This is a genomic window from Acidovorax sp. LjRoot118, assembly GCF_964253575.1.
Lineage (GTDB): Bacteria > Pseudomonadota > Gammaproteobacteria > Burkholderiales > Burkholderiaceae_C > Acidovorax.
Genome location: NZ_CAXURB020000001.1, coordinates 1,548,817 through 1,560,453, shown reverse-complemented (window position 1 = coordinate 1,560,453; position 11,637 = coordinate 1,548,817). Strand labels below are relative to the sequence as shown.

The following is an 11,637-nucleotide window of genomic DNA, read 5'->3' as shown; positions in this document are numbered from 1 at the left end:
GGCCGATTCTTACATTGACAGCGATTCGCCCAGGGCACGGTGCCGAACGATCAATTGGCGCAGGCGGTGCTTGGCGCCCGTGTGCAGGGCGTCGAAGCGGTCGGCCGCGTCCAGCAGCGCAGGCAGCGTCAGGGCGGCATGCTCGGGTTGCCGGGCCACCAGGCCCATGGCGTGCTCGCGGTCGAAGCGCGGCCCCCAGACCAGCGACATCAGCTCGTCATGGGGGTCCGGCACGCCCGCCAGGAGGCGGGGGCCATGCATGCGCATACGCTGGGTGAGCGTGTGGATGGGTTCCAGCGTGGGTGACATGCGTGGCTCCCTGCGCTCAGCCGTGGGACATCCAGCCGCCGCCGTGGCGGCCGCGCCTGTCCATCATGTCGCGCACCTTCTGCTGCTGCGCGGGGTTCAGGCTGTCGTAGAAGTCGGCCATGGCGGCGATCACCTCGGGGCTGGCGGTCTGCACGGCACGGGTCTTCTCTTCCATCAGGGCCTGGGCGCGGGCACGGTCGAAGGTGGCGCCTGCGACGATGGCCTGCACCTCGGCGCGCGGGTCGGGGGTCTTGCCCTTGAACGCAGCACGCTGGGCCTGCAGGGTGTCGGCCAGGGCGTTGAGCTTGAGCTTCTGCGCGTCATTGAGGTCCAGCTTGCTGCTCACGCGGTTGACGACCTTGCCACGGATTTCGGCGATCTTCTCGGGGCCCATCTCGCCATGGCGGTGGCCGCCTGCACAAGCGGTCAAACCGCCCAGGACGATGGTGGCGCCGAACACGCCGGCCAGGGTTTTCTTGATCCAGGGTTTCATGGTGCAGTCCTTTCATGGACGGTGTTGAACATGGGTCCTATGGTGCGCCTGGACGGCTTTTTGGGGGTCTCGGGGCAGTTTCGGTTTATTTCGGAATGTATCTACGAGAGGTTGCAGGGAATCGTTGACGCATTGGGGTCTATGCAGACGGCTTGCTTTTGCAGAGGGCGGAGGCCGGGGTGTGCGCCCGGCGGCGCACCTACCTTCTTTTGCTTCGTCAAAAGAAGGTAGGCCAAGAAAAGACGACCCCGCTGCCCGTGTCCCCCTCGCACTGCGTACGAGGGGGCAGCCTGCGATGCTCGGTCCTGGGGTGACGCCGAAAAACTCCCTGCGCTGCCTCTGCGAGGCAGCTCCGGTCAAACAGCTTCGGCGAGCCAGATGACGATGCGCGTGTCCTTCGGCACGCGCTCACCCCAGGCCCTGCGCTTCTCGGCACGGTCAGAAGGGGGTGGGAGCGGGCTCCACTCGGACCATCGCCTCGCTCGGCCTGTGGTCCTTCGCTGCGCTCGGCTCGCCAGGGCGACTGCGTCCAGGACGTCGGCAGCGCGCAGCGCGTACCCGACCCCAGGCGCAGCTGCTAAAGCAGCAGCCGTGTGGTAACCGCTCCCCACCCCTGCTGGCTGCGCCGAGAAGCGCAGGGCCTGGGGTGGGTGCGTGTGCCGAAGGACACACGCACTTCGTGATCTGGCTCGTCGCTGCTGTCTGAGTGGAGTTCACCCGCAGGGGGAACGCAGCGAGTTCAGCGACGCCACCCCAGGACCGAGCATCGCAGGCTGCCCCCGTTCGCCCGACAGGGCGAACGGGGGACGCAGACTGGGGGTCGCCTTCTCTTTGGTGACTTTCTCTTGGCGACGCAAGAGAAAGTTACTGCGCCGCCGGGCGCACATCCCGGCTCCCGCCCTTTGAACACAACAGACACCCCTACAGCCACCAGCAGCAGTGAACCCCAGTCGCGCTACGATCCACCCACTGACACGCCAGCGATCTACAGCGCATTCGCCCCGAATGAACCCACTCTCAAACCCATCCACCGCCCCTCGCTACGAAGCCGTCGACGCCCTTCGTGCGCTGGCCATGGTCTGGATGGCCGCCTTCCACTTCTGCTTCGACCTGGCCCATTTCGGCCTGTGGCCCCAGGACTTCCGCACCGACCCGGTCTGGACCACGCAACGCACCCTGATCCTGAGCCTGTTCCTGTTCTGCGCGGGCCTGGGCCAGGCCATCGCGCTGCACCAGGGGCAGAGCCTGGAGCGCTTCGCACGCCGCTGGCTGCAGATTGTCGGCTGCGCCCTGCTGGTGAGCCTGGGCTCGTTCTTCATGTTCCCGCGCAGCTTCATCTACTTCGGCGTGCTGCACGGCATGGCGGTGATGCTGTTGATCGCCCGCTTCACGGCCGGCTGGGGCGCATGGCTGTGGCTGTGCGGCCTGGTGGCTCTGGCACTACCCGTGGCGGCCACCCACCTGCTGACAGGGGCCTTCAGCGAGCTTGCGCCGGCTTTCAACGCCCGCACGCTCAACTGGCTGGGGCTGGTGGGGCGCAAGCCCTTCACCGAGGACTATGTGCCGCTCTTTCCCTGGCTGGGCGTGCTCTGGTGGGGCCTGGCCGCTGGCCAGTGGGCCCTGCGCCGGCCAGGTGGGCCGCAGCTGCTGCAGGTGCGCCTGCCGACCGCCCTCCAACCCATGGCCGTGCTGGGCCGCTGGTCCCTGAGTTTCTACATGGTGCACCAGCCGGTGCTGATCGCAGTGGTGATGGCCTTGGCCTGGATGTTCAAACCCTGATCCGAACAGACCCCACCATGAAAAAACGCGGCCGAGGCCGCGTTTTTGCTGGCAGGCACGCGCAATGGCGTGCCGTCACAAAGCCGATTACTCGACCTTAGCCTTGGAGCGCAGCTCTTCCTGGTACTTGGCCAGCTTTTGCTGTTGCAGTTGCTGGGCCACCTGGGGCTTCACGTCTTCGAGCTTGGGCAGCTCGGCCTGGCGCACGTCGTCCAGGCGGATGATGTGGTAGCCGAACTGGCTCTTGACGGGCGTCTGCGTCATCTTGCCCTTTTCGAGCTTGATCATGGCTTCGGTGAATTCCGAAACGTAGCTCGAAGGGTTGGCCCAGTCCATGGCGCCGCCGTTGGCGCCGGAGCCTGGATCCTTGGACTGCTTCTTGGCGATCTCTTCGAACTTGGCGCCCTTGTTGATGGCGGCAATGGCAGCCTTGGCGTCGGCTTCCTTTTCGATCAGGATGTGGCTGGCCTTGTATTCCTTGCCGCTGTTGGCGGCGACGAACTTGTCGTACTCGGCCTTGACTTCCTCGTCCGTCACGGGGTTGTTCTTCTGGAAATCCATGAACAGTTCACGGATCAGGATGGTCTGGCGCGCCAGTTCCATCTGGACCTTGAAGTCACCGGAGGTTTCCAGGCCGCGCTTCTGGGCTTCCTGCATGAACACTTCGCGGGTGACCAGCTCGTCCTTGATCTGGCCTTCGACTTCTGGCGTCAGGGGACGGCCAGAACGCACCAGTTGCTGCTTGAGCACTTCAGCACGTTCCTTCGGAATGGCCTTGCCATTGACGATGGCGATGTTCTGGGCGGAAACGGGGAGGGCCATCGTGCCCAGCACGGCAGCGGCCACGAGGCCGGACAGGAGCTGTTTCTTCATGCGGAATCCAAAAAATGAGAAAGTAATTGCCAGCTGAAATCCGGCAGATGAGGACAATGGGGCCGGTTCAGAGGATTTCAATAGCGAGGGCGTGGACGCCCGCATCCAAAAATTCCTGCAGCGCATCATACACAAGGCGATGGCGCGCCACCCGGCTCTTGCCTGTAAGCAAAGGTGAGGCAATCCGCACCCGAAAATGGGTGCCAAAGCCCGTGCCATTGGCCCCCACATGCCCGGCGTGGTCGGCGCTTTCGTCGATCACTTCGAGCGCTGTGGGCGCCAGGCGTTCGGCCAGGCGCTCGTGCATCTGCCGGGCCAGGCTGGGCACCGTTGTCGTGTCGGTCGTGTCCATGGTCATGCGGCAGGCTCGTCGTTCTTGAGGTGGGGCGCGATGTAGATGCCCTGCGCCACCAGGAAGACCAGCGGGAATGCATAGCCCCAGAGCTTGAACTCCACCCAGGCCTCGGTGCTGAAATTGAGCACCACGTAGGCGTTGATGGCCGACATGAAGGCGCAATAGATCACCCAGGCAACGTTCAGGCGCATCCACACGCCATCGGGCAGCTCCATCTGGCTGCCCAGCAGCAGCTTGAGGTAGTTCTTCTTGAGGATCCACAGCGCCACGGCGAGCGCAATGGCCATGGCCCCGTAGAGCACCGTCGGCTTCCACTTGATGAAACGGTCATCCTGCAGCACCAGCGTGAGCGTGCCGAACAGCAGGATCAGCGCCAGCGTCACCTTCTGCATGGTCTGCAGACGCCGGTCGATCAGGTAGACCAGGGCCATCTGCACCACCGTGGCCGCCATCAGCACGCCGGTGGCCACATAGATGTTGTAGAACTTGTAGGCGGCGACGAACAGGACGATGGGAAGGAAGTCGAGCAGGATTTTCATGGGGGCGGGGTCAGGGGGCCTTGTCGTCGAAGTCGAGCGAGGCCGAATTCATGCAGTAGCGCAGGCCGGTGGGCTGGGGGCCGTCTTCGAACACATGGCCCAGGTGGGCCCCGCATTGTGCACACACCGTCTCGGTGCGCGACATGCCATGGCTGTGGTCCACGATTTCCTTTATGGCGCCGGGCACGGCTTCAGAGAAGCTGGGCCAGCCGCAGCCCGCGTCGAACTTGGTGTGCGAGTCGAACAGCTTGGCACCGCAGCAGATGCAGTGGTAGCTGCCATCGGCCCAATGGGCCTCGTACTTGCCGGTGAAGGGGCGTTCGGTGGCGGCAAAGCGCGTCACCTGCAGGGCGCCGGGCTCAGCGCCCTTTTCCTGCAGCACGGCCTGCCATTGGGCATCGGTCTTGTGGACGGGATAGGTCATGATGAACAGCTGATCTCGATGGAAGAAGCCCATGCGGGCGGGAAGGCAGCGTAGGACTCGTGCCCGGGATGCTCCTCAAATGGGCTCTCGAGCAGCTGCTGCAAGGTTTGGAGTGGCCCGAAGTCGCCAAGTTTCGCTGCGCGGATGGCTTCTTCGCACAAATGGTTGCGCAGCACGAACTTGGGGTTGGTGGCCAGCATGGCCTCGGACGCCTGCGTGCGATCCGCCAGCCGGGGCTGCGCCAGGTAGCTGGTCAGCCATTCGTCCCAAGCAGCCTGGTCGGGCACCATGCCGCGGACGGGCTCGAATTCGCCCGAGCCCACGGCGTGGGAGAGGCGGCGCCAGAAGATCGGGTAGTCCACCCCGCCCTTGGCCAGCAGCACCAGCAGGCCGTCGATCAGTTCGGCATCGCCCTCCCCGGCTACCGCCCCCAGACCCAGCTTGGCGCGCATGCGGGCCATGAACTCGGCGGGAAAGACGGTCTTGTACGACTCCAGCGCGGCCATGGCCAGTTCCTGCTCGCCGATCAGCGGCAGCAGCGCCTGCGCCAGGCAGAAAACATTCCAGTAGGCCACATTGGGCTGGCGGTTGTAGGCGTAGCGCCCCTGGGTATCGCTGTGGTTGCAGACATGGCCGGGCACGAAGGAATCGAGGAACTGGAACGGCCCGTAATCGATGGTCAGACCCAGGATGCTCATGTTGTCGGTGTTCATCACGCCGTGGCAAAAGCCCACGGCCTGCCAATGCGCCATGAGCCTCGCGGTGCGCTCGCTCACCGCCTGCAGCAGCGAGGCATAGGGGTTGCCGCCGAATTGGGTCGATCCCCTGCACTCCGGGTAGTAGCGGTCGATCACGTAGTCGGCCAGCGCCTTGAGTTCCTCGTCCATGTCGTTGGCCGAGAAATGCTCGAAATGGCCGAAGCGCAGGAAGCTCGGCGCCACGCGGGTCACCACGGCCGCCGTTTCGATCTCTTCGCGGCGCACCGATGCGGGCGACCCGGTGATGCACAGCGCACGCGTGGTCGGTACGCCCAGGCCCTGCATGGCCTCGCTGCACAGGAATTCGCGGATGCTGGAACGCAGCACCGCCCGACCGTCGCCCATGCGCGAATACGGCGTGCGGCCTGCGCCCTTGAGCTGGATCTCGAGCCCTGCAGCGGTCTCGCCAAGCAGAATGGCCCGGCCATCGCCCAATTGGCCCGCCCAGATACCGAACTGGTGCCCGCTGTACACGCTAGCCAAGGGGCGCGAGCCCGGGAGCAAGGCATTGCCCGTGAAGGCCTGCAACGCCGCATCGCTGCGCAGCCAGGCCCCATCGACCCCCACCAAGCGCGCCACGCTGGCGCTCGTACCCACCCAATGGGGGTCAGGCAACGGCGTGGGCTGCAGTTCGGTGAAGAAAGCCGGGCCCAGGGCGGCAAAGCCCTGCTGCCAGGCCAGTCCGGATGCGGCGACCGCCTCGCTGTCGGAAGACATGTTCATGCACGGATTGTCTCCCAGGGGTGATGCCCCGCTGGCAGGCGGGGCATGCCGCTCGGCCAGTCACCTGCTTTGTGACCAGTCGTTTCAATCGTTGCAATGATGCAGCCTGATCGGCAGGCAGCCTCATCCCGGCTTCACGGCATTGAAAATTGCCATTATTTCTATAACAGTAAAGACTTTTTTGCTATCTTTTTTGAACAATTGCAGCCATATGGAATACGGGTAAACCCAGCCCTTCTACCCCATTTATTATTTCTAAAACTGGAACAGTTAGTTCGCGACTGGGTGGTTTTTCTTTGATCACCTGCGGCGTACAGTTCAACCCATCGATGAGCCGAACCCGCAAGGCGACTCACCGAACCCGGTTCGAAGTTGTTTTTGTCCCGGTTTTTATGAGCCGCTTCTTTTATTCAAGGATTTCATCATGAACACGACCGCACGCTTCCTCTCCATCGCCGCTGTTGCCGCTTTCGCTTCTTTCGGTGCCCAAGCCGACGAAGCCGATGCTTCGCAATTCGCCACCAAGTTCGAAACCAACCGCACCCGCGCCGAAGTGGCCGCTGAAGCCGCTACCGTGGCACAGACCCGCAGCATCGAGCCCGCTGGTTCGCGTGTGGTGACCTACAAGTCCACCGCCGACCGCGCTGCCGTGCGTGCCCAGGCTGCCGATGCCGTGCGCACCGGCCAGATCTCTTCCGGCGAAATCGGCGCTCTGTAAGCCGCCCCGGATTGAACTGACCCCCTACCCCCAATCAAATCAAGAATCGAGATCATCATGAACAAGACCGCACGTTTCCTCTCCCTGGCCGCTGTTGCCGCTTTCGTTTCCTTCGGTGCCCAGGCTGACGAAGCCGACGCTTCGCAGTTCGCCACCAAGTTCGAAACCCAACGCACCCGTGCCGAAGTGGCTGCTGAAGCCGCCACCGTGGCACAGACCCGCAGCACCGAACCCGCTGGTTCGCGCGTCGTGACCTACAAGTCGACGGCTGACCGTGCTGCTGTGCGTGCAGCAGCCGCAGAAGCTGTGCGCCTGGGCCAGATCCCTTCGGGCGAAATCAGCTCGATGTAAAAGTTGCGGGCCTTCCCATGGTGGTGGTATCTCACGGTCGTGGGTGCCGCCACCATGTGGAAGTGTTTCCCCTCTCTGCCCGGAAACGGGCGACATTGAAAAGGGCTCCTGTGCAGGAGCCCTTTTTCCTTTGGGGTCGGCCCCTGGGGGCTTCACGTCGTGGTTTGCACGTGCAGGCGGCTCGACTTGCAGCGGTGCAAGGCGCTGTAGTACTCCAGGCGCCGGCCATTGGCACCGTAGGCGATGGACTCGATGCGCAAGAGCGGCTCGGGCGTTGCCAGTTGCAGCAGTTCGCAGGTCTCGGCGTCGGGCAGCACGGCGTCGATCCAGCGCTCGGCGCGCACCAGGCGCACGCCGTACTGGCGGCGCAGCACGTCATACAGCGAACGGTCATCGAGGCGCATGCGGTGCAGGCCGGGCGCCAGGTCTGCGGGCACCACGGTTTCCACCAGCAGGCGCAGCTCGCCGTCCACGCTGCGCAGCCGCTTCAAGGCCACCACCTGGGTGTCGTCCGTGAGCCCCAGCGCACTGATCTCCTGCGGCGTGGGGTCACGCAGCTGCTGCACAAGGACCTGGGTTCGCACCGAGCGGCCCTTGCGCTCCATCTCGTCGGAGAAGCCGAGCACGGTGGAGACAAAATCCTCGTCGCGCTCGCGCGCCGCGACGAAGGCACCGCGGCCCTTGATCTTGTAGATCAGGTTGTTGCGCACCAGGTCGGCCAGCGCCTCGCGCACCACGATGCGCGAGATGCCGAACTGCTCGCCGAGCTCGGCCTCGGAAGGCAGCTTGGCGCCAATGGCCAGCTCGCCCTGCAGTATCTGCAGGCGCAGGGCATCGCGGAACTGCGCCCACAGGGGCGATTCGGAGTTGCGGTCGAGCAGGGGCTGGAGTTCGGTCGGTGAATTCACGTCAGGACGGGCTCAGGGCCGGATGGATGGTCAATGGTGCATGGAAGGCCGGCGCTGCCGCATCGGTATCGGGCGCTGACGTGGCCAGGCGCACACCATGGCGTTCGCGCAGCGCGCTGGCGCAATTGTGCAACTCCTGCCGTTCGCGCCCTGCATCCCAGCCCAATGCCTGCCCGGCAATGCCGGCCATTTCGGCCAGCGCCGCGTCCGTGACGAGACCGCGAATGGCCAGCAGCGTGCGGCGGATCACCAGGTCGTCGAGGTGGATCACGCCGGTTTCGGTGCACAGCCAGGCCACCTCCGCCACCGAGTAATCGGGCGCATGCTGCAGCGGCTCGTCGCCTGCCACCTTGAAATGCTGGGCCATGCGCAAGGCCTGGGAGCCGTAGCGGCGCAGCAGCGCATGGGCGCGGCCGCGCGCCAGGCCGGCGTCCTGGACGATGCGGTCGATGAAGCGTTCGGTCGCCTGTGCGCCCTGCGGCATGTCGGTGCCGCCGCCAATAGGCAATTGCCGGGTCGAGGCAGTGCGCCCGCGCCCCAGCAGGCGCAGCACCTCGTCGGTGGCCTCTTCGGCCAGGGCGCGGAAAGTGGTCCATTTGCCGCCCACCAGCCCCACCACCGGGATATCGCGCGATGGGGACGGTGCATCGACCACCACCGAATGGTCGCGCGAGATCTGCCCCGGCTTGTCGGCGTCCGAGCGAGCCAGCGGCCGCACCCCCACGTAGGTGTAGACCACGTCACGCCGGTCGAAGGCCAGGTTGGGGAACACCTCGCCCAGCACATCCAGCAGGTAGTCCACCTCGGCCGGCTCCGTGGCGATCTGGTCGGGGTCGTCCACCGGGATGTCGGTGGAGCCCACCAGCACCCGGTCCAGGAAGGGGTAAACGATGCACACGCGCCCGTCCAGCGCCTCAAAGTAAGCCATGCGCCCGCCCAGCGCGTCGCGCAGCAGGGGGTGGTCGAGCACCAGGTGCGAGCCCTTGGTGCCCATCACGCGCGGCCCCGCGCCGCCCAGCAGCTCGGTGCTGCGGTCCAGCCAGGCGCCGCTGGCATTGACCACGGCATCGGCCGTCACCTGCACCACCTCGCCCGTGACTTCGTCGCGCAGCGTGAGGGTCTTGCCCGCACAGCCCATCACGCGGCAGTGGTTGGCGGCCGCTGAGCGGGGCTGGTCGCGGCAGGCATCGCGCACCAGCTCCAGCACCAGCCATTCGGGGTGGCTGATCCAGGCGTCGAAGAAGGTCGCAGTCCAGCGCACGGCAGTTCGGAACAGCAGCCGGTCGGCGGGCTGCACGCGGCTGATGTGGTGGTTGGGCATCACGCGCTGGCGCCGGCCCAGCAGGTCGTACAGGCGCAGCCCCGCGGCCACGGCCAGCAACCCGCGCGTGCGCTGGGGCGGCGTGCGGCCCAGGAACTTGAGCGCGCTGCTCATCAGCCCGCCGAAGAAGCTCGACAGCGGCACCACGGTCTTGAGCGGCTGCACCAGGTGCGGTGCGTTGCGCAACAGCAGGTTGCGCTCGCGCGTGGACTCGGCCACCAGCGAGAAGCTGCCGCTCTCCAGGTAGCGCAGGCCCCCGTGGATCATGCGCGAGGGCGCGCTGCTGGCACCGGCGCTGAAGTCGCCCTTGTCCACGATGAGGCAGTCCACGCCCTGCAGCGCAAGGTCGCGGAACACGCCCACGCCGTTGATGCCGGCGCCCACGATCACGGTGGAGAAATGGCGGCCTGCCACGGCGGCCGGGCGCACGAAAGGCAATGGTGAAAGCGGGCTCATGGCAAGGCCTCCACGCTCTGCGCGGGTGTGGTGGCAGGGGTGCAGGCAAGCGCTGGCAGTGGCGGGGCAGTGTCTGGCGATGTGCCTGCCAGATGGCCGAAGACAGGGGACATGGTGGCTATCAGTTCGTTGAAGGCGGCGTTGAAGTCCGCATGGGCCCGCGCCTGGCCGGCATCGGGTTCGACCGTGTCGCAGGGCGCGCGCAAGGGGTGGGTATCGATGCCCTGCGACATCGCGGCGTAGATCGCCGCACCGCGCGCACCGGTCTCATCATCGGCACAGCGCTCCACCGGATGCCCGAGCAGGCCCGCGAGCAGGCGCACCAGGCGCGAGTCGCTGGCACCGCCGCCCAGCACGGTGGAGGCCGACACCGGCAGCCCCCCTGCCGCCAGGCGGGCCGTATGGCGCGCATGCAGCGCCGCGACCGCATCGACCACGGCGCGCGCCATGTCGCCGCGCGTATGGTGGCTTTGCAGGCCGACAAAGCCGGCCGACACGCCGGCGCCGCCATTCACGAACGGCAAAAAGCGCAGCCCCCCGGCCCCGAACGGCACCGACATCGCCAGATCGACCACGGCCCGCGCGTCGGGCAGGCCGAGCACCCCGGCCAGCCAGGCGATGTTGGCCATCGACGAGGGGCTGTTCTCCATGTACAGGCGCCGCTCGCGCGGCCCGAAATTGACGACCGCCACCACGTCGGGCCGGGGCTCCACCACCGGACCGATGACGGCATTCACGCACCAGGTGCCCAGCACCGACACCGCGCGGCCACGCTCTTCGGCGCGGATGGCCGTGATCGACGCCAGCAGGTCGATGGCGCCCATGGCCACGGGGATGCCTGCGGGCAGGCCGTGCGCCTCGGCAGCCGAGGGCTGCAGCCTGCCGATCACCTCGCCACTAGGCACCAGCGGCCCGAAGGCCTGCGGCGACAGGTCGGCGATGCCCGAGGCCGCAAAGGCCAGCGGCGACCAGGTGCCCGTGGCCACCGAGAGCAGGCCCGCCGTGCTGGCATCGCTGGCGTCGGTGGCGATCTCCCCCGTGAGCAGAAAGCCCACGTAGTCCTTGGCGAACATCAGGCGCCGCAGGGCGCCGCTGCGCACCGCGCCGCTGCCCAGCAGTTCGGCCGCGATCACGGTGGGCTGGCCCGGCCAGGGCTGGCAGCCGACGTCGGCGCGCAATTGCGGGCCATGGCTCTTTGCCAGGAACTCTGCCCGCGCGCCAGCGCGCTGGTCGGTCGAGGCCACGGCGCGGCCTCCGGCCAGTTCATTGCGGGCATCCAGCGCATACAGGCCCGCACCGTGCCCGGTGCAGCCGATGGCACGGACATCTGCCACCCGGTTGCCAAGCTGGTGCGCCACGTCGCGCAGCACGGCGGACAGGGCCAAGCGGATCATGGATGCGCCCACCTCGCAGCCGCCACCGGGCAAGCGGTCGTGCTGCAGGGGCAGGCGGGACAGGGCCACGGTGCGGCCGCTCGCGGCCTCCAGGGCCAGGGCTTTGAGGCTGCTCGACCCGAGGTCGATGCCGATCAGTAGTTGGGTTTTCATGTCATAACAGCTTCCGCCGAACCAGACGGCATATCCAGTAGTGTTTCCCCTAACTATCTGGCGATTCGATCCAAGATTACATT

Annotated in this window: 13 protein-coding genes; 3 read left to right on the top strand and 10 right to left on the bottom strand. The window is 66.2% G+C overall.

Going from position 1 to position 11,637, the window contains the following annotated elements; translation table 11 throughout:
• Positions 1-9: 9 nt before the first annotated feature.
• Positions 10-309: a hypothetical protein gene (locus tag ACSQ9E_RS07260; protein WP_057203830.1), complete on the bottom strand. Its 300-nt coding sequence runs from the start codon at positions 307-309 to the stop codon at positions 10-12.
• Between the two features lie 16 nt (positions 310-325).
• A complete protein-coding gene (locus tag ACSQ9E_RS07255) occupies positions 326-802 on the bottom strand; it encodes a Spy/CpxP family protein refolding chaperone (RefSeq protein ID WP_057269682.1) in 477 nt (158 codons plus the stop codon).
• A gap of 1,005 nt (positions 803-1,807) precedes the next feature.
• Here ACSQ9E_RS07255 and ACSQ9E_RS07250 point away from each other — a divergent pair.
• Positions 1,808-2,581 carry a DUF1624 domain-containing protein gene (locus ACSQ9E_RS07250; RefSeq protein WP_436217305.1) on the top strand — a complete coding sequence of 258 codons (774 nt, stop codon included), beginning with the start codon at positions 1,808-1,810 and terminating at the stop codon, positions 2,579-2,581.
• An 87-nt stretch (positions 2,582-2,668) separates the two neighbouring features.
• On the opposite strand, the gene ACSQ9E_RS07245 is transcribed toward ACSQ9E_RS07250, so the two are convergent.
• From ACSQ9E_RS07245 to ACSQ9E_RS07225, 5 genes are all read right to left on the bottom strand, one after another.
• A complete protein-coding gene (locus ACSQ9E_RS07245; protein ID WP_057206175.1) occupies positions 2,669-3,454 on the bottom strand; it encodes a peptidylprolyl isomerase in 786 nt (261 codons plus the stop codon).
• Positions 3,455-3,521: 67 nt separating this feature from the next.
• Positions 3,522-3,806 carry a BolA family protein gene (locus tag ACSQ9E_RS07240; protein ID WP_428003816.1) on the bottom strand — a complete coding sequence of 95 codons (285 nt, stop codon included), beginning with the start codon at positions 3,804-3,806 and terminating at the stop codon, positions 3,522-3,524.
• 2 nt (positions 3,807-3,808) lie between these two features.
• Positions 3,809-4,348: a septation protein A gene (locus tag ACSQ9E_RS07235; protein WP_057206173.1), complete on the bottom strand. Its 540-nt coding sequence runs from the start codon at positions 4,346-4,348 to the stop codon at positions 3,809-3,811.
• 10 nt (positions 4,349-4,358) lie between these two features.
• Positions 4,359-4,772: a peptide-methionine (R)-S-oxide reductase MsrB gene (gene msrB / locus ACSQ9E_RS07230; protein ID WP_305744052.1), complete on the bottom strand. Its 414-nt coding sequence runs from the start codon at positions 4,770-4,772 to the stop codon at positions 4,359-4,361.
• On the bottom strand, positions 4,769-6,253 hold the full coding sequence (locus tag ACSQ9E_RS07225) for a protein adenylyltransferase SelO (RefSeq protein ID WP_436217304.1): 1,485 nt from the start codon (positions 6,251-6,253) through the stop codon (positions 4,769-4,771). Before ACSQ9E_RS07225 ends, msrB begins: the two co-directional genes overlap by 4 nt.
• A 424-nt stretch (positions 6,254-6,677) precedes the next feature.
• Between ACSQ9E_RS07225 and ACSQ9E_RS07220 the strand changes: the two genes are divergently transcribed.
• Both ACSQ9E_RS07220 and ACSQ9E_RS07215 read left to right on the top strand, forming a co-directional pair.
• Positions 6,678-6,971 (top strand): DUF4148 domain-containing protein, encoded by a 294-nt coding sequence (locus ACSQ9E_RS07220; protein ID WP_145699468.1) that lies wholly within the window; start codon positions 6,678-6,680, stop codon positions 6,969-6,971.
• A 57-nt stretch (positions 6,972-7,028) separates the two neighbouring features.
• A complete protein-coding gene (locus ACSQ9E_RS07215; RefSeq protein WP_436179006.1) occupies positions 7,029-7,322 on the top strand; it encodes a DUF4148 domain-containing protein in 294 nt (97 codons plus the stop codon).
• Between the two features lie 152 nt (positions 7,323-7,474).
• Here the strand turns inward: ACSQ9E_RS07215 and ACSQ9E_RS07210 are convergent, their stop codons facing one another.
• The 3 genes from ACSQ9E_RS07210 to ACSQ9E_RS07200 are packed head-to-tail and all read right to left on the bottom strand — an operon-like array spanning position 7,475 to position 11,554.
• On the bottom strand, positions 7,475-8,230 hold the full coding sequence (locus ACSQ9E_RS07210) for a GntR family transcriptional regulator (RefSeq protein WP_057206168.1): 756 nt from the start codon (positions 8,228-8,230) through the stop codon (positions 7,475-7,477).
• A gap of 1 nt (position 8,231) precedes the next feature.
• The gene (locus ACSQ9E_RS07205; RefSeq protein WP_436217303.1) at positions 8,232-10,007 is read right to left on the bottom strand and encodes a glycerol-3-phosphate dehydrogenase/oxidase; all 1,776 of its coding nucleotides are present in this window, start codon (positions 10,005-10,007) and stop codon (positions 8,232-8,234) included.
• On the bottom strand, positions 10,004-11,554 hold the full coding sequence (locus ACSQ9E_RS07200) for an FGGY family carbohydrate kinase (protein ID WP_436217302.1): 1,551 nt from the start codon (positions 11,552-11,554) through the stop codon (positions 10,004-10,006). The genes ACSQ9E_RS07205 and ACSQ9E_RS07200 overlap by 4 nt, the downstream gene beginning before the upstream one ends.
• Positions 11,555-11,637: the final 83 nt, after the last annotated feature.